We start from the raw sequence: 17,860 nt of genomic DNA on the forward strand, positions 1-17,860 counted from the left end.
ACAATATCTGCACCGCCAAGCCCAAAGTCCGTGCGCAATGGCGCGCCCTTTTTATTCTTCTGGCCTTTCACGACCACGCGTACAATCCAACGGCGCGCACCTGAGGGATCGACTACCAAATATAGACCATTCCCGTCGCCATGTCGCCCAGCGCCAAGATTTTCGACCAGCTTCTTTGTTAGTTTGCCGGATAGCGCCATCTAAAAGTACCACATTCTATACCACTCAAGGAATGATAATAGACACAATTCGAAGAAACTCAAGGTGATCGAAATCTTCCGGTAATCTCATGAAAACAAATTGAAAAGTCGATCTAAGGTAACCTATGCAAACTCAATAAAAAGGTGTGATGGCGGAGAAACAGGGATTCGAACCCTGGGAACCCTTTAGAGGCTCAACGGTTTTCGAAACCGTCCCGTTCGACCACTCCGGCATTTCTCCGCGGGGATCTTGGATGGGTCGTTTAGTCGTGTTTTTGGAGCAGAGCAAGAGCTTGCCTGCGCTTCTTTGCTGGTCACATGAATTTTCTTTGCAGTGCGCAACGGAACGGTTAGTTTGCATTTGAAAAACCAGAAAAAGGATACTCTATGTCGTTGATCCGTCAGGCCCTTATGATACCCGTTGCCGTGGTCATGCTTGGGGTTGGTGCTGTGGCTGTGCAAGCAGAAGCTCCGGCGCGGCAGGATGTTGAGTCATTTTTGGAAGTGACAGGATTTGATGTCGCATTGGAGAGCATTCGTCTCTCGGCTGATGCTGCGCCGCAAATGCTGGGGCTAGAGGCCAAGGATTTTGGGTCGGAATGGCAGCGTTTGGTCGGTGAAGTGTTTGAGAAAGAGCTCATGCATAACATGGCCCTTAACATCCTAGAGAATACACTCACGGATGAATTGCTGACCCATGCAGCGGATTTTTATGCCTCTGATCTGGGGCAGCGTCTGGTTCAGGCTGAAAACAGTTCGCATTTGATCGAAGAAGACGGGGTTAAATCCGAAAGCGGTGGCCAGATTGTTGAAGGGCTTAAGGGCATCAACTCACCGCGCGTGGCGATCTTGGAACGGCTTAATGCGGCCAGCGGTAGCGAAGACAGTTCTTTACGTTCTATTCAGGAGGTGCAGATACGCTTCTTGATGGCGGCGGCTTGGGCTGGCGTTGTTGAGCTGCAAATGGATGAGCCTGATTTGCGAGAAGCGATGCGATCGCAAGAGGCGGATATTCGCAGCAACCTGCGCCAAAGTGCGCTGGAAGGGGCCGCATATACCTATCAGGCGTTTTCTGACGCAGAAATGGAGGATTACGCGGCCGCGTTGGAACATCCTAAAATGAAGAAGGTCTATGAGTTAATGAATGCGGTGCAATACGAAGTGATGGCGGATCGTTTTGAGGTGGTGGCAGGACGTTTGCGTGAAATGCAACCAAGTCAGGACCTATAAATGCGTAAACTACTTGCCGCGCTGATGATTGTTGCGACCGCGCTACCGCTTTGGGCGGGCGCGCGGTTGACGGTTTTGATGGACGTTCTCGACATTCGCGAACTCAGTGGGATTTTACAAGATGAAGGGCTTGAATTCGGGCGCACGCTGAATCGTGACTGGCTTGACGACGAAGGGGGCGCCGTGTGGTCGGGGCAGGTGCAGCGCATTTATGACGCTGAGCGTATCACCGAAAGCATCCGCGCGGGGTTGGAACCTGCTTTGGATGGTGAATTACTGGAAGATGTCATTGCATTTTATGGCTCTGAGCTGGGCGGCAAAATTGTGCAATTGGAAAACTCGGCGCGCCGTGCCATGTCCGACCCCGCGGTAGAAGAGCAAGCCCGTGCCCAATATGCCAGCCAAGACCAAGATGACCCGCGGTTGATCCTAATCGGGCAGATGATCAAGGCGGGGGATCTGGTGAACCGGAACGTTACATCGGCCCTTAATTCGAACTATCAATTCTTGCGGGCCTTGGTGGACGGGGATGTCTACGTGATGAGTGAGGATGAAATCCTTTCCGATGTACTGGCTGAGCGTGACGCGATCACAGCAGATACAACCAACTGGTTGGGCGCATTTTTATCGCTGGCTTACAGCCCTCTCACGCTGGAAGAACTGACATTGTATGCTGAATTTACCAGCAGCCCGGCAGGCAAAGCCCTGAACAGCGGCTTTTTCGCAGGGTTTGATCCACTTTATGAGGATATCTCATATGCGTTGGGGCGTGCTATGGCATTGAACATGGTTGCAGAAGAGCTGTGATCAGGCCGTTTGCTCCGTTACACGTGGTGCATCGCCGATAAATCGGTCTGCTCAACGCGAAAATTGGCTAAACCATGGGCAAAGCACCTTGACTTGTAGGGCTTATACGCCGATAAGCCGCCATCTCGACAGGTGTTACCTGTATCGGGACTATTTTTAATGACGCCCTAAGGGCGCGCTGTTCCAGGTGGATGCGGGCAATGTTCCGATCCAAAACACCCGATACGGGGGCCAAAGAACGCGACCAAGTGAAGGAAGACCTATGTTTGCGGTCCTGAAAACAGGCGGTAAGCAATATAAAGTTCAAGCGGGCGATATGCTCCGTGTGGAACGTATTGCGGCATCTGCCGGTGAGACAGTTCAATTCAACGAAGTGCTGATGCTGGGTGGCGATAACCCAACTGTTGGCGCGCCAATGATCGAAGACGCCGGCGTTCAAGCCGAAGTGGTTGATCAGATCAAAGGCGAAAAAGTCATCCACTTCGTTAAACGTCGTCGGAAGCACTCTTCCAAGCGTACAAAAGGCCACCGTCAGAAGCTGACATTGGTTAAGATCACCGAGATCCTCGCATCTGGCGCAGGTAAATCCGGCGTTGCAGCTGCAATCGGTACAGGTTCCGTTTCTGCGGCAGCCGTTGCTGCGATCACCGGTAAATCCGTTGACACGACACCCGTGAAAAAAGCCAAAGCAGCCAAGCCTGCTAAAGCCGAAGCGCCTAAAGCAGAGAAAGCTGAAAAGCCTGCCAAAGCGAAAAAAGCTGCTAAAGCTGAAGGCGATGATCTGTCCGAAATCTCTGGCGTTGGTCCAGTTATCGTGGGCAAACTGAACGATGCGGGTATCACCACATTCGCTCAGATCGCTGCATGGACTGATGCAGACGTAGAAGAGATCGAAGAGAAACTGTCGTTCAAAGGTCGTGTCGGTCGTGAAGACTGGATTGCACAGGCCAAAGTTCTGGCAAAAGGCTAAGGAGAGACCTAATGGCACACAAAAAAGCAGGCGGCTCATCCCGTAACGGACGCGACTCAGCTGGTCGTCGTCTTGGCGTTAAAAAATACGGCGGCGAAGTTGTCGTTCCCGGCAACATCATCGTGCGTCAGCGCGGCACTACATTCTGGCCAGGCCAGAACGTAGGCATGGGCAAAGATCACACGATCTTCGCAACTGTTGACGGCAATGTTCAGTTCCACAAGGGCCTGAAAAACCGCACGTTCATCTCCATCGTACCGGCGGCAGAAGCTGCTGAATAAGCCGTACCTGTAAGATGACAAAAAAACAGGGATCGGTGGAAACGCCGGTCCCTTTTTCACGTGTGTTGGTCTTTAAATCCAGAAGGAGTGGTAAATGATTTATGCTAAAGCCACCCATCTGGCGGTTCAACGCTGGAGTGTCCCGTGAGCATTGCCTTTTGTCGTTGGTATAGCACTGGCAACAGTGGCATGGATGATATTTATGGCGGGAAATACGTTTCGACGGCGTATATTCTCTGGCTCGCGTGGACCGTCGCGATCTTGCACCTTTTGTGGGCCTTGGGTGGTCAGACTGTTGCAGGGACCCGCGCAGAACTCTATCTAATGTGGATGCTCGCCGCGCTGATTGTGGCATCCGTTCTTTTTGTACTTTTCGCGGGAGGCGCGTAATATGGACGTATCTTTGCAGCAAAAAACTCTGATGACAGAGCGGTTTTCGCTCCGTCCAGTACGTGTTTCAGATCTGACGCGGATCGAGCATTACGCAAGCGACAAACGTCTGGCGATGAACACGCCGCGCCTGCCACATCCTTTGCCGCCGGGCCTGATTGCAGGCTTCATCGAACGCGCCATGGCGCCTGACCGCGACGAAGACGTCTGGGTGATGGATGAAGGCGGCGAACACGGCGGCGAGGTCATGGGCGTGATCACACTGACGCGTTTGGACCGCAATCAATCCGAAGTGGCCTATTGGGTTGCGCCGCCATTCTGGAACACGCATCTGGCTTCGGATGCGGTTCAGGCATTGGTGTCGGGCAATCCGTTGGATAACGACGCAATGTTCGCATCGGTCTTCCATGATAACCCTGCTTCTGCCAAAGTGCTCACCAATGCGGGCTTTGCCTATTTGGGTGATGCCGAAACCTTCTGCCTTGCGCGCAACGCAACTGTGCCGACTTGGACCTATAGTCTCAAGCTGCGGTAAACCCTTAGGATATAATATGAAGTTCCTCGATCTCGCCAAAGTTTACATCCGCTCCGGTGCCGGTGGCGGCGGCTGTATCTCGTTTCGGCGGGAAAAATACATCGAATACGGCGGCCCTGATGGCGGTGATGGCGGCGGCGGCGGCACAGTTTGGGCTGTGGCTGTGGACGGTCTGAACACCTTGATCGATTTTCGTTACCAACAGCACTTTTTTGCCAAAAACGGTCAGCCGGGCATGGGTAAGCAGCGTACAGGTAAAGATGGCGATGACATCATCTTGCGTGTTCCTGTAGGCACCGAAATTCTGGACGAAGACCAAGAAACCGTTCTTGCCGATATGACCGAACTGGGCCAGCGCGTAGAGTTGGCACGTGGAGGCAACGGTGGTTGGGGTAACCTGCACTTTAAATCCGCCACCAACCAAGCGCCACGCCGTTCTAACCCCGGTCAAGACGGGGTCGAGCGGACGTTGTGGCTGCGGCTCAAGCTGATTGCGGATGTGGGCCTGTTGGGCCTACCCAATGCCGGTAAATCAACCTTTTTGGCAGCGACTTCAAATGCACGGCCTAAAATTGCGGATTATCCGTTTACCACACTTCACCCGAACTTGGGCGTGGTAGGTGTTGATAACACTGAATTTGTTGTTGCCGACATCCCCGGTTTGATTGAGGGAGCCCATGACGGGCGTGGACTGGGTCATCGCTTTTTGGGCCATGTTGAGCGGTGCGCCGTGCTGTTGCATTTGGTCGATGGAACATCCGAGACGATCACCGAGGATTACCAGACCATCATCGGTGAACTGGAAGCCTATGGCGGAGAGTTGGCCGACAGGCCCCGTGTGACGGTCTTGAACAAGATTGATGCTCTGGATGAGGAGACGCTGGCAAGTGCTTCTGCTGAATTGAGAAAAGCGTGTTCTGGAGAAGTGATGTTGATGTCGGGCGTGGCCAAGACAAACACCGTCGAAGTCCTGCGTGCCCTGCGTGCCGAGATCGACGACAACCGTCTTCGCCAGACCAAAGGCGAGGAGGAAGCGCCTTGGCAACCTTAACCGACGCCAAACGGATCGTCATTAAAATCGGCTCTGCATTGCTGGTGGATCGCGCCACCGGCAACTTGCGGGCCGATTGGCTGGGCTCATTGGCGCAGGATGTTGCATGGCTCAAGCAGAATGGTACGGATGTTGTGTTGGTCTCGTCGGGGTCCATCGCATTGGGGCGCGGAGTGCTGGGGCTTGGCTATAATACCTTGGCGTTAGAACAGTCACAGGCCGCTGCCGCTGTGGGGCAAATTCGTCTGGCACGCGCCTATGAAGAGGTGCTTGCGCCGCATGGGATCACAACAGCGCAGGTTTTGGTGACGCTGGAAGACAGCGCCAACCGCCGCCGTTATCTTAACAGCCGCGCTACCTTGGAAACCTTGTTGGGGCTTGGCGCAGTTCCTATCGTCAACGAAAACGACACGGTGGCGACCGATGAAATCCGTTTCGGCGATAACGACAGGTTAGCCGCACAGATTGCAGTGACCGTTGGCGCGGATCAATTGATCCTTTTGTCTGATGTTGACGGGCTCTATACGGCCAATCCAAACGAAGACCCAAGTGCGACGCGGTTTGATGTCATCGACCACATCACACCTGAAATCGAAGCTATGGCGGGAGATGCGGGGTCGGGTCTGAGCAAAGGCGGCATGAAAACCAAAGTGATGGCGGCAAAAACCGCTGTGTCCGCAGGCTGTGCCATGGCCATTACTGAAGGCTCGGTTATGCGGCCGCTGACGGCGTTGGAGCAAGGCGCCAATGCCACATGGTTCACCGCGCAAACCGATCCGCAAGCCGCGCGCAAAGGCTGGATTGCGGCAATGAAGCCGATGGGCACCGTGATGTTAGATGCAGGAGCTGTTGCAGCCCTGAAGCGTGGGAAAAGCCTGCTTCCCGCTGGTATCACTGCCGTTTCTGGGGATTTTGAGCGTGGCGATGCCGTGGCACTTGTCGGGCCAGAGGGGGCTGGTATCGGCTCGGGGCTTGCGCGCTATTCCGCGGCTGAATCCGACTTGATCAAAGGCCACCAAAGCGCTGAAATAGAAGCGCTTTTAGGGTATCCGGGGCGAGCAGCCCTCATTCACCGTGACGATATGGCGCTTTAAGGAAAACATGATGACTGATCTGACTGACATTCCCGCAGTGATGGCTGATATTGGCGCACGTGCCAAAGCGGCTGCTGCAACTTTGGCGACGGCCACAGCCGAGCGTAAACATGCTGCGCTCATCTCCGCTGCAGATGCTGTGTGGAGCCGCCGTGAAGAAATTTACACCGCCAACGCCCAAGACATGGCCTATGGCACCGACAAGGGCCTGAGCCCCGCCATGCTGGACCGCCTGAAGCTTGATGATGCGCGTTTGCAAAGCATCGTGGATGGGCTGCGTGCGATTGCCGAACAACCTGATCCCGTTGGTGAGGTTATGGCCGAATGGGACCAGTCCAGCGGCATTCACATCGCTCGCGTGCGCACGCCTTTGGGTGTCATTGGTGTGATCTATGAATCGCGTCCGAATGTGACGGCGGATGCGGGCGCGCTCTGTCTGAAGGCGGGCAATGCTGTGATCTTGCGCGGCGGCTCTGAGAGTTTTCACAGCAGCCGTGCGTTACATGCCTGTTTGCAGCAAGGTCTGCGCGATGCCGGTTTGCCCGAAGATGCGATCCAGCTGGTGCCGACCCGTGACCGTGCCGCAGTGCAGGCAATGCTAACCATGACTGATACAATTGATGTGATTGTGCCGCGTGGGGGCAAGGGCTTGGTCGGGTTGGTGCAGCGTGAAGCGCGTGTGCCTGTATTTGCCCACCTTGAAGGCATTGTGCATATCTACATCGATAAAGAAGCCGACCCTGAAAAAGTGCTGAAGGTCGTACTTAACGCCAAGACGCGGCGCACAGGTGTTTGCGGCGCTGCTGAATGTTTGTTGATCCACAAGGATGTAAGCCAGACAATCGGCAAAGGCGTGATCAACGCGCTGATGGCCGCAGGTGTCGAAGTACGTGCCGATGGGGGATTGCAGCGGATTGAAGGTGTGGTTGCCGCGCAGGATGATGATTGGGGCCGCGAATACCTTGATATGATCATTGCCGCGCGTGAAGTGGACAGCCTTGAGGATGCAATTGCGCATATCAGCCAATATGGTTCCAACCACACGGATTGTATCCTGACCGAAGATTTGGCTGCCGCTGAGACCTTCATGAATAGGCTCGACAGTGCAATTGTGATGCACAATGCTTCTACCCAGTTCGCCGACGGCGGAGAATTCGGCATGGGTGCGGAAATCGGCATTGCCACGGGCAAGATGCATGCACGCGGCCCCGTCGGGGCGGCGCAGCTGACCAGCTTTAAGTATAAGGTAACTGGCAACGGCACGATACGCAGTTAAAAGCGGATGATGACGGGGGTGGCGTTGGTGGATGTATGAACGCTGCGCCCGTCTTCTGCTGCGAATGTCGGAAGCAAGCCGAACTGTACATGCGACGGGCTCAGGTCTGTTGGGTGGTTTCCGTTGACCAGCTGTGACCAAAGCAGGTCGTCAACGATATATTTGTCTGCGTGACCTGTAAGGGTGATTTGGTCATCATCCTCCGAAACCTCAATACGCCCGCCAAAAGGCATCGATGTTTCCATACATAGCAAAGCCAGAAATGTGAGCCGAACAATATTGCGCGGCTGGCTGTCTGTGATGTTCCATGTGACAGAAACACGTGAAGTGCTGTAATAGCCATCTAGGATTGTAGATACCTCGGTCTGGCCAATCATTTGGTCGCTGGCTGCGCCAAAAGCGATGCGAAACAAACGGATACGGGCGCTGGCGCTGGCCACGCTGTCGGCAATCAGCGCCATCTCTGGACTTGTTGAGGCGCTGCTCATCGCGACGAGTTCAAGACCATTGTTGATCGCGCCTATGGGCGATATTAAGTCATGACAAATGCGGCTGCCGATGAGCGAAGCAAAATTGGGGGTTTCGGGCATTATAGCGGGATCCTCATAAAAATAGGGTAAAGAATGGACGATTTGAATGCAATTCTGACGCCGGGTATGTTGGTGCGGCATCCGGGGATGCCTGATTGGGGGGTAGGGCAGGTGCAAAGCAACATCGGCGGCAAACTCACTGTGAATTTCAGAGAAGCAGGTAAAATTGTGATCGACAGTTCACGCATCGGTTTGCTTCCTGTATTTGATGGTTAATGGTGGCGACTTATACTTAACAATTGGTAACTATTTGCTCATTCGTTAAGAAATAGAAGATTTGGCTTGTCACTTGTAACAGGTCGATACGTTGCTAATTTGCATCGGAGCACGTATCCAAGCACAGGTTCAGGGTAGGAAGTGGCATGAGTAAAATGGGCAGGCCAGAGTTCACAGTGAAATTGGCCGAGACTGACGCAGAGCTACGCGCGGCTCAGCGCTTGCGCTATGATGTATTTGTACGCGAATTGGGCGGCGGTGGTGAATTGGTTGATCATGTCGCGGGGTTGGAGCGTGACCGGTTTGATCCCTATTTTGATCACATGATCCTGACCGAAACGGGGTGTGATGAAGTCATTGGTGTTTACCGCTTGCTACGGTCAACAGCAGCCCAAGCTGCGGGCGGTTTTTACTCCGAAGGAGAGTATGACCTGAGCGTGCTCAAAGCATCTGAGCGCCGGTTGCTGGAGTTGGGACGGTCGTGTCTGCACCCTGATTACCGTGGCGGAACGGCCATGCACCGACTTTGGCAGGGACTGGCTGATTATGTCCTAGAGCACCGGATCGAAATTCTCTTTGGTGTGGCCAGTTTTCATGGCACCGATATTGACGTGTTGGCTCAGCCGCTTTCACTTTTGCATGAACGCCATCTTGCGCCGCCTGAACTTAGGGTGAAGGCCCATCCTGCAGCTTTCCAGAGAATGGATATGATCGCGCCAGAGAACCTCGATCGGCGCCAAGCAATGGTGCAAGTGCCAAGCCTGATCAAAGCCTATCTGCGGTTGGGCGGCTGTGTGGGCGAGGGGGCTTATGTGGACCACGTCTTTAATACGACCGATGTGTTTTTGATCATGGATACGGCGCAAATGAACGAAAGACAGGCCCGAATATACGGGGGAAATCGTCAGTGAGGGCAGGCTGGGACAATGGAGAGGAACCTAATCTGCCACAAGTAGCGGGCCTTGGTTGGGTACGTGTTGCGCTGCGGGGGCTGATCCTCGCTGGGTTGGTTTTTGGCGGTTTGGTTGTGCTACTGCTGTGTCGTCTGATTGAGCGCCCCTTGTACGGCCAGCACAGGCCCGCCACGCCCTATATTACACAGTTTGTCTGTCGTAATGCGCTGCGGGTGATTGGCTTGCGGTTGCGGGTGACGGGCACGCCGATGACTGCACGTGGGGTTGTTGTGGCCAACCATTCCAGTTGGCTGGATATATTTGTGCTGAATGCGGCAAAACGGGTCTATTTTGTCTCCAAATCCGAAGTCGCATCTTGGCCGGGTATTGGTTGGTTGGCGCGGGCAACTGGCACGGTCTTTATTGAGCGCACCCCAGCCCTTGCGCGGATGCAGACGGAATTGTTCAAAGAACGGCTGTTGGCAGGGCACAAGCTGCTGTTTTTCCCTGAAGGAACCAGCACAGATGGGCTGCAAGTCATTCCCTTTAAAACAACATTGTTTCAGGCTTTTCTGGACCCCGACCTAAAGGAAGAGATTTACGTCCAGCCTGTCGCGCTAAATTATCATGCCCCTGCGGGTGTGGATGCACGGTTTTATGGCTGGTGGGGGGATATGGAGTTTGCGACGCATCTACTTGCTACATTGGCGCCCAAACGATCGGGCGCGGTTAATGTGACCTATTGCCCCCCTTTGCGCGTGGCAGATTATGACAGCCGAAAAGCACTTGCCGCGGCCTGTGAAAGCGCCGTGAGGCAGGCACATGGTGCGAACTTGTCCATAAAATAGGGATATGCGGTATTTTCGCTTGCGATACCCGTAATCCTGATGTACCTGCGCCCTACTTAATCCCGCAGTCGGGGATGGGACCAATGGGGAGAAATCCCAAAGGTTCCGCCGGTTGGTACACATTCTGTGTATCATTCCCCCGATGAGGCTAAACCGGAAAGGTATAAAGACATGGCTCTTCCTGAGTTCTCCATGCGCCAATTGCTCGAAGCAGGCGTACACTTTGGTCACCAGACACAGCGCTGGAACCCACGCATGGGCCCGTACATCTACGGCGCGCGTAACGGCATTCACATCATGGATTTGACACAGACCGTCCCAATGTTGGAAGACGCTCTAAAAATCATCCGTGATACAGTCGCCAAAGGCGGCAGCGTTCTTTTCGTTGGTACCAAGCGTCAGGCTGCACAGCCGATCGCCGAAGCCGCCGAAAAATGCGCACAGTATTACATGAACCACCGTTGGTTGGGCGGCACGCTCACAAACTGGCAGACTGTTTCTAAATCCATCCAGCGTCTGAAGCACATCGATGAGCAATCTGAAATGGGTTTCTCTGGCCTGACGAAAAAAGAACGTCTGGGCATGGAACGTGACCAAGGCAAGCTTGAAGCTTCCCTCGGTGGTATCCGCGAAATGGGCGGCCGTCCTGACTTGATCTTTGTCATCGACGTTCGCAAAGAGCAGCTGGCAATCGCAGAAGCCAACAAGCTGGGTATTCCAGTTGTGGCCGTGGTTGACACAAACTGCTCACCAGACGGCATCGATTACATCATTCCGGGCAACGATGACGCGGCACGCGCTATCGCACTCTACACCGATCTGGCAGCACGTGCTGCTCTTGACGGTATGTCCGCACAGCTGGGCGCCGCTGGCGTTGATCTGGGCGCGATGGAAGAAGCGCCAATGGAAGAAGCACTCGCTGAAGAAGCGGCTGCAGAAGCTCCTGCCGCAAGCTAAGCGCACTGTCGCTGTCATAGGCTTGTAACACGGGGCAGGGATAACCTGCCCCGAACGCATATAAAACTTCAGAATGGGAGACCCATAGCGATGGCAATTACAGCATCCATGGTCAAAGAACTCCGCGACACGACCGGCGCGGGCATGATGGACGCCAAAAAGGCACTGACAGAAAACAATGGTGACATGGAAGCCTCTGTTGACTGGCTGCGCACCAAAGGTTTGGCAAAAGCCGCCAAGAAATCCGGCCGTACAGCGGCAGAGGGTCTTGTAGCTGTTCAAGTTGAAGGCGGTCGCGGTGTTGCGGTTGAAGTTAACTCTGAAACCGACTTTGTTGGTAAAAACGCTGACTTCCAGAAAATGGTTGCTGGCATTGCCAAAGTTGCTGTTTCCGCAGCAGATATCGACGCGTTGAAAGCAGCAGACATGGGCGGCAAAACTGTCGAACAGACTGTTACAGATGCCGTAGCCGTTATCGGTGAAAACATGTCCGTACGTCGTATGAACTCTATCGAAGGTGACTTGGTTGTGTCTTACGTTCACAACGCAGCGGCACCTGGCATGGGCAACATCGGTGTTCTGGTCGCAATGACCGGCGGCGACGAAGCCTTTGGTAAACAGATTGCGATGCACATTGCTGCAACCAACCCTGCTTCCTTGTCCGAGGAAGATCTTGATCCAGCCGTGATCGAGAAAGAAAAGCAGGTCCAGATCGATATCGCTAAGGAATCAGGCAAGCCTGACGCCGTGATCGAAAAAATGATCGTTGGCCGTATGCAAAAGTACATGTCCGAAGTGACACTGGTAAACCAAGCATTTGTGATCAACCCTGACCTGACAGTTGCAGCAGCAGCCAAAGAAGCAGGCGCGACAATCACTGGGTTTGTACGCCTTGAAGTCGGCGAAGGCATTGAAGTTGTGAAAGAAGATTTCGCAGCTGAAGTTGCAAAAGTTTCTCAAGGCTAAACCGTCTTAGGTTTAGATGTGAAAAAGGCGAGGAGCTTCCCTCGCCTTTTTTGTTTTTATAGAATGGGTTAGGTTGCGTCCTTGATGTCGGGTGTCGAGTTGAGGCGCGGGGCGTGCACGCCCCTTGCTGTCAGATGCGCATGCGCGGCACATCCATCGGATCAAGCCGAAGTTCAATCAGGATCGGGCCCTTGCGGCCCCCAAGTGCCTCTATAGCTGTTTCAAGCTCTGCGTTTGAGCGTACCTCAATCCCTTGACCACCCAGCGACGTTGCGATCTCGGCAAATGAGGGCCAGTGAAATTCCGTCAGGCTGGGGTCCATCTTGCGGTCGATAAACTGGATGTGTTCGGCACCATAAGCGGAATCGTTTGCGATGATGACGATAAGGTCTAGGTTCAGGCGGACGGCTGTGTTGAACTCGTTGATCCCCCCCATCATGAACCCACCATCACCACTGAATAAAACAACGGGTCTATCCGGCGCAGCCACACCTGCACCCACGGCTTCTTGTAGGCCCAGTCCAATGGCGCCAAAGTTGACCGTGCCGACAAAGCTCTTTGGATCAGGCACAGAGAGGCGGCACCAAACCTCTGTCATAAAGCGCCCACCATCGGTGACCAGAATGCGGTCTTGGGGCAGGGCGTCTTCCAACCGTTCCAGCGCATGCACGTAGCTTACAAACCCTTCTGTCGTTTTCTCGGGGCCAACGGGATGGGCCGTTAGCGTGGGGATATCCAATTCCCGGGTAAAGCCGCTTGCGGGGATTTCGGCTTCATCCAACCAATAGACAATGGTCTCAGCAGTCAGCCCCGCGTCCGCAACAAGTGCTGCATCGGGATGAAGGCCGCCACCAATGGCGGTGGGATCTACATCAATCTGCACGATCCGCTTGTCTTTCATCAATTTGCCACGGTCGGTCGTAAAATCATGCAAGGCAGTGCCAAAGCAGATGATGCAATCAGACTGGGCGATCAGATCATAGGCCGCAGGAGTGGAGAGCGTACCGAATATATCAATGTTATAAGGGTGATCTTTGAACAGACCTTTGGCTTTTAGAGTCGTCGCAAGGGGGGCTTCCAGACGGTCCGCAAGGCGGATCAATTGATCACGCGCTTCAACAGCGCCACCACCTGCCAGAATGAGAGGACGGCGGGCAGAGGCGATCATGCCGATTGCGTTGTCCAGAATATCGCCTTGTGCAACACCTCCCGGCGCAGTGAAGACATCCAGCACGTCGATGTCATAGTCAGCTTCTTGCCACATGAAATCTGCTGGCATGTTCAAAACAATGGGCCGCCGTTCCACCTGAGCGCGGTAATAGGCGCGGGCCACGTCTTTGCCGACGGTGGCAGGGGTACGCAGTTGTTCAAAACCGGCACCAGTAGCCTTGACCAGCTCGCGTTGGTCGATGCCTTGCAAGTGACGGGGGTTGTCTGTTGGCGTGTCACCAGCAAGAACAACCATAGGCATGTGGCCGCGTGCAGCCTCTGTCAGGGCTGTCATGCAATTGGTGAGGGCTGGGCCGTGTGTAACCGTCGCAACGCCAACCTTGCCAGAGACATGACCGTAGGCAAAAGCCATCAAGATTGAGCTGCCTTCATGCGCGGCAGGAACAAACCGACCGCCAAAATCGCGCACAAAGCTATCGACCATAAACAGATTTGCATCGCCCATCAGACCAAACATGGTGGTTGTGCCGTGATCATGGGCCGCGCGGGCTATGGATTGATATACGAGGTTTTGGCTGCTCATTTGCGTAAGTCCTGTGATTGTTTGATCATAAATAACAGGAAAGACATGCGCGATTGTCGCAAACTTACGGTGTATTCCTTAAAATAGGCTTGAGTTTTCACCTAATGCGGGAAACTGTGCGGAAAAACCGCATGCTTTTACAGTTCAGCTGTCGGGTAACCCGTCATTGATCAAGTTCCACTATGCGGAACAAATTTCCGATATGCGGTATTGGCACAGGTATCTTTTTCAATTAGGCTGGAAAAGAAGCGGCTTTTTACAACCCCGGGAGGGGGCTGGGGCATGGACGTTTTTGGGAGGTTTCTTCAGGTTTTTTTGTTTTGTAGTTTCTACATGAATTGAAGGAATTTGAATTCCTTTCAGCATGTTACTGAACGCAATGCGCCTCCTTTAGAACCCAAACACATCAGTCCTTTGTCGTTTTACAGGCATGTTTAAGGACATGGGAGATATTCAAAAATGGAGGAAACTATGAATAAATTCACGACCTTTACGAAGGCCGCTGTCGGCTCTTTGGTGATGGCACTGGGGCTTTCTACTGCTGCTGGGGCTCAGGATTTCGATTGGCCACGTTTGCTGGTGATCGGCACGCCGGGAACCTCAACAGGAAGCTTCGCGTCAACAAACGGCTGGGGCCCGACACTTCAAAATGAAACGGGAACAACGGTTCGCATCGTACCAGAAGACAGCGAACCAATGCGCTACAAGCGCCTGACAGACCGCGAAGACATTGCCATTTCCTCTGTGTCGGCCTCTGAAATTGCGGTGCAGACCGAAGGTGGCGGTGGCTATGCAGCAACCAAACCAATGGCGCAGCGCATTTTGTGGCACCACAATGATACCCCATGGGGCTTTGTCGTCGCGGGCGCCTCAGATATCAAAACGCTTCAGGATATTGGCAAAGGCGGCGTGCGCGTCACATCCGGTATTTTCTCACCTGCGATTGTGACCGCCGTTACGCAAGCGCTCCCTGCTTTCATCGGCTTGACCCCTGAAGAAGCGCAAGAGAAAATCACCTACGTTCCAGCGTCCAGCTATTCTGAAAACTGCCGCTCTGTCGTCGAAGGCAAATCTGATGTTGCATATTGTGCGCCGATTTCTTCCGTTCTGTCAGAAATGGAAGGCTCACCAGGTGGCATTCGCTGGCTAGAAATGGATCCGGCTGACAAAGAAGGCTGGAATGCCTATCTGGGTTTCCGCCCTATGACGATCCCGTCAAAGCTGTCTTTGGGTGTGAAAACCGCTCAGGGCGTCAACTCAATGACATCCAACTTTGTCTATAGCGTACCTGCCACTGCAGACGTCGACTTTGCTTATAACATGGCAAAGTGGTTTGATCAGTCATTTGATGCTTACAAGGGCTCTCATGGGTTGGCGACACGCATGTCTACCGAGCTGTTCCGTGGATATTTGGACAGCAATCCGATTCCAGTTCACGAAGGCACTGTAAAGTATCTGCGTGAAATCGGTCAATGGACGGATGCAGATGACGTGTGGAACAACGCGGCAATCGAAAACATGGACAACTGGATTGCAGCGCGTCAAGCGGGCATGAAAGAGGCCATGGAGCAGGGTGTCGAGATCAACTTTGAGAACCAAGAGTTTCTGGACATCGTTGCCAAGCACACCAAAGGTCTGCCTGTCTTCCGTTCACGTCTGTAACCACGGGCAAATGATACTACCGGCGCGCTTTGGGCGCGCCGGTAGGCTTTGAAACTCAAAAAATTTTGGATTGCATCATGTCAGAAACCCACACCCAATCCGTCCATGACGGGGATGGGGCGCCTCAGCAGGATATTGAGCCCAGCTCAGAAATTACCCGTCTGGGGTCTCTCTATTCTAAAACGAGCATCATTTTTGTTATTCTGTGTACGGCTGGTCTCGGGATGGGGCTTGCCTATACATTTGGTATTCCGATCGGGGGCAAACGTCTCCTTGAGGGGCAGTACTATTGGTTCTTCATTGGGATTTTCAGCGCGGCAGCGTTTATCGCTATGCCCGGTCGTAAATCACAGCGGACAGTTCCCTTTTACGACATCATTGCCGCTTGTCTGGCCTTTGGGATCAGCATGTGGTTCTCAACCCATGCGTGGGACATCGTACAAGCAGGCTGGACCAATATTCCAGCCGGTGTCATTTTCTGGCTGTTGATGCTTGAGATTGCCCGCAGGGCAGGCGGCACGCCCTTCTTGCTGGTGGTGCTGATCCTTGGTCTCTACCCGATTGTGGCCGATTATTTCCCGGGCCTTTTGATGGGCATTCCATACGATTTTGACCGGATGATCGAAGCGCATGTTTTCCGCACAGAAGGCATGATGGGGATCACCACCAAAATTGTTGCCGAAATTGTCTTTGGCTTTCTGGTTTTTGCCGGTGTTTTGATTGCTACGGGTGCGGGCGAGTTTTTTATTGATCTCGCGAATGCCGGTTTTGGTAAATACCGTGGTGGACCTGCCAAAGTGGCGATTGTGGCCAGCGGATTTTTCGGATCGTTGTCAGGCTCAATTTTTTCCAACATCGCAGGTACAGGCTCTATCACCATCCCGACCATGAAAAAGGTCGGCTATCCCGCGCATTATGCCGCCGCGATTGAGGCCTGTGCGTCAACAGGTGGGGTTGTTATGCCGCCCGTTATGGGCGCTATTGCCTTTGTTATGGCCATCACAATCGGTGTGGATTACGCAACAATCATGGTGGCTGCGATCTTGCCCTCCTTGTTGTTCTATTTCGGATTGATCCTTCAGGTGGATGCCTATGCCGCCCGCAAGGGATTGGTGGGCATGGCACCAGACAAGCTTCCTAACGCCCGTGAAGTGCTCAAGCGCGGCTGGCCATTCTTGTCGGTGATGGTCTTCCTTGTGTGGGGCTTGCTCTACATGCGGTGGGAGTATTACGCGCCGTGGTACGCATGCTTGATGATGATAGCGCTGAGCTTTTTGCAGCGCGATACGATGATGACACCGCACCGCTTGTTTGGCACATTGCGTCAGATTGGGGTGTTGGTCACGCAAACTGCCGCCATAATCCTGCCCATCGCCTTTGTAGTCAGTGCGTTGACCATCACAGGGGTGACGGGTTCTATGACCTCGGGTCTGATCGCTCTGGGTGGGGATAACGTCTATCTGATCATCGCACTTGGTATCTTGGCCTGTTTCATCATGGGGATGGCTGGGCTGGCGATTGTTGCCTACATCTTTCTGGCTGTCACACTGGCACCTGCGATCATCGAGATCGGCGGATTGAATACGGTCGCTGTGCACTTCTTCATTATCTACTATGCAATGCTGTCGGTGATCACGCCGCCAGTTGGCGCGGCGGCATTCCTTGCGGCGACAATTGCAGGGGCCAAGCCGATGCAGACGTCCTTCACTGCGATGCGGCTGGGGATTGTGATTTACTTTGTACCGTTGTTCTTCCTTTTCCAGCCTGCGCTGGTATTGCAAGGCGATCTGACGCCGCTGATCTATGTGCTGCCGTCGATTATTATTGGCATCACATTGCTTTCTGGCGGTCTTGAGGGCTACTTGCTGGGCTTTGGCATGGTTAAACCTTTGCTTCGCTTGCCACTGGCTGCTGCAGGCTTTGCGTTCAGCTTTCCAGGGCTGATGACCACTGCCATCGGTGGTGTGCTGTCGGCACTTCTGGTTGCGTGGGTCTGGTGGGACAACAAGGACACGGATTCTAAAACCGTGGCGTGACCCTTAGAGGCAACGCCATTGGCACTGTCCATAAAACTACTAAAGCCCCCCTTGCTTCAGAAGTAAGGGGGGCTCTTTCGTCTCAGAGAGACAGGGAGGACGTCG

The 17,860-nt window shown here is 53.7% G+C and carries 18 protein-coding genes, 1 tRNA gene and 1 pseudogene; 16 read left to right on the forward strand and 4 right to left on the reverse strand.

Annotation, left to right across the window (positions count from 1 at the left end):
• The coding region (locus tag GGR95_RS18815) for an Arm DNA-binding domain-containing protein (RefSeq protein ID WP_221384833.1) at positions 1–200 on the reverse strand (200 nt) is incomplete at its 3' end.
• Between the two features lie 150 nt (positions 201–350).
• Positions 351–441, reverse strand: a tRNA-Ser gene (locus GGR95_RS10160).
• 146 nt (positions 442–587) lie between these two features.
• Between GGR95_RS10160 and GGR95_RS10165 the strand changes: the two genes are divergently transcribed.
• From GGR95_RS10165 to GGR95_RS10205, 9 genes and pseudogenes are all read left to right on the forward strand, one after another.
• A complete protein-coding gene (locus GGR95_RS10165) occupies positions 588–1,430 on the forward strand; it encodes a DUF2059 domain-containing protein (RefSeq protein ID WP_184565461.1) in 843 nt (280 codons plus the stop codon).
• A complete protein-coding gene (locus GGR95_RS10170; protein WP_184565463.1) occupies positions 1,431–2,237 on the forward strand; it encodes a DUF2059 domain-containing protein in 807 nt (268 codons plus the stop codon).
• A 262-nt stretch (positions 2,238–2,499) separates the two neighbouring features.
• A complete protein-coding gene (locus GGR95_RS10175) occupies positions 2,500–3,207 on the forward strand; it encodes a 50S ribosomal protein L21 (protein WP_184565465.1) in 708 nt (235 codons plus the stop codon).
• 11 nt (positions 3,208–3,218) lie between these two features.
• Positions 3,219–3,488 (forward strand): 50S ribosomal protein L27, encoded by a 270-nt coding sequence (gene rpmA / locus GGR95_RS10180; protein WP_184565467.1) that lies wholly within the window; start codon positions 3,219–3,221, stop codon positions 3,486–3,488.
• Positions 3,489–3,746: 258 nt separating this feature from the next.
• Positions 3,747–3,878: pseudogene (locus tag GGR95_RS10185) on the forward strand (LysE family translocator); the annotation flags it as partial.
• Between the two features lies 1 nt (position 3,879).
• The gene (locus GGR95_RS10190; RefSeq protein WP_184565469.1) at positions 3,880–4,413 is read left to right on the forward strand and encodes a GNAT family N-acetyltransferase; all 534 of its coding nucleotides are present in this window, start codon (positions 3,880–3,882) and stop codon (positions 4,411–4,413) included.
• A gap of 16 nt (positions 4,414–4,429) precedes the next feature.
• Complete coding sequence (gene obgE / locus GGR95_RS10195; RefSeq protein ID WP_184565471.1) at positions 4,430–5,464, forward strand: GTPase ObgE; 1,035 nt, start codon at positions 4,430–4,432, stop codon at positions 5,462–5,464.
• Positions 5,452–6,558, forward strand: coding sequence for a glutamate 5-kinase (gene proB / locus GGR95_RS10200; protein WP_184565473.1), 1,107 nt, complete (start codon positions 5,452–5,454; stop codon positions 6,556–6,558). Before obgE ends, proB begins: the two co-directional genes overlap by 13 nt.
• Positions 6,559–6,568: 10 nt before the next feature.
• Positions 6,569–7,834 carry a glutamate-5-semialdehyde dehydrogenase gene (locus GGR95_RS10205; protein WP_184565475.1) on the forward strand — a complete coding sequence of 422 codons (1,266 nt, stop codon included), beginning with the start codon at positions 6,569–6,571 and terminating at the stop codon, positions 7,832–7,834.
• Here GGR95_RS10205 and GGR95_RS10210 read toward each other — a convergent pair.
• Positions 7,831–8,424 (reverse strand): histidine phosphotransferase family protein, encoded by a 594-nt coding sequence (locus GGR95_RS10210; RefSeq protein ID WP_184565477.1) that lies wholly within the window; start codon positions 8,422–8,424, stop codon positions 7,831–7,833. The genes GGR95_RS10205 and GGR95_RS10210 overlap by 4 nt on opposite strands.
• A gap of 33 nt (positions 8,425–8,457) precedes the next feature.
• Between GGR95_RS10210 and GGR95_RS10215 the strand changes: the two genes are divergently transcribed.
• The 5 genes from GGR95_RS10215 to tsf all read left to right on the forward strand — a co-directional run bounded on the left by GGR95_RS10215 (position 8,458) and on the right by tsf (position 12,304).
• Positions 8,458–8,640, forward strand: coding sequence for a DUF3553 domain-containing protein (locus GGR95_RS10215; RefSeq protein WP_184565479.1), 183 nt, complete (start codon positions 8,458–8,460; stop codon positions 8,638–8,640).
• A gap of 146 nt (positions 8,641–8,786) precedes the next feature.
• The gene (gene olsB, locus GGR95_RS10220; RefSeq protein WP_184565481.1) at positions 8,787–9,551 is read left to right on the forward strand and encodes an L-ornithine N(alpha)-acyltransferase; all 765 of its coding nucleotides are present in this window, start codon (positions 8,787–8,789) and stop codon (positions 9,549–9,551) included.
• The gene (gene olsA / locus GGR95_RS10225) at positions 9,548–10,381 is read left to right on the forward strand and encodes a lyso-ornithine lipid O-acyltransferase (protein ID WP_184565483.1); all 834 of its coding nucleotides are present in this window, start codon (positions 9,548–9,550) and stop codon (positions 10,379–10,381) included. The genes olsB and olsA overlap by 4 nt, the downstream gene beginning before the upstream one ends.
• 171 nt (positions 10,382–10,552) lie before the next feature.
• A complete protein-coding gene (gene rpsB / locus GGR95_RS10230) occupies positions 10,553–11,338 on the forward strand; it encodes a 30S ribosomal protein S2 (RefSeq protein ID WP_184565485.1) in 786 nt (261 codons plus the stop codon).
• Positions 11,339–11,428: 90 nt separating this feature from the next.
• Positions 11,429–12,304: a translation elongation factor Ts gene (gene tsf, locus GGR95_RS10235; protein ID WP_184565487.1), complete on the forward strand. Its 876-nt coding sequence runs from the start codon at positions 11,429–11,431 to the stop codon at positions 12,302–12,304.
• Between the two features lie 130 nt (positions 12,305–12,434).
• Here tsf and GGR95_RS10240 read toward each other — a convergent pair whose 3' ends face one another.
• Entirely contained in the window at positions 12,435–14,057 is a 1,623-nt protein-coding gene (locus GGR95_RS10240) for a thiamine pyrophosphate-binding protein (protein ID WP_184565489.1), read from the reverse strand.
• Between the two features lie 471 nt (positions 14,058–14,528).
• On the opposite strand from GGR95_RS10240, the gene GGR95_RS10245 reads away from it, so the two are divergent.
• Positions 14,529–15,719, forward strand: a complete 1,191-nt coding sequence (locus tag GGR95_RS10245; RefSeq protein WP_184565491.1) for a TAXI family TRAP transporter solute-binding subunit — start codon at positions 14,529–14,531, stop codon at positions 15,717–15,719.
• A gap of 77 nt (positions 15,720–15,796) precedes the next feature.
• Positions 15,797–17,755 carry a TRAP transporter permease gene (locus GGR95_RS10250; protein ID WP_184565493.1) on the forward strand — a complete coding sequence of 653 codons (1,959 nt, stop codon included), beginning with the start codon at positions 15,797–15,799 and terminating at the stop codon, positions 17,753–17,755.
• Positions 17,756–17,860: the final 105 nt, after the last annotated feature.

The organism is Sulfitobacter undariae, assembly GCF_014196805.1.
In the GTDB taxonomy this organism is placed as follows: domain Bacteria; phylum Pseudomonadota; class Alphaproteobacteria; order Rhodobacterales; family Rhodobacteraceae; genus Sulfitobacter; species Sulfitobacter undariae.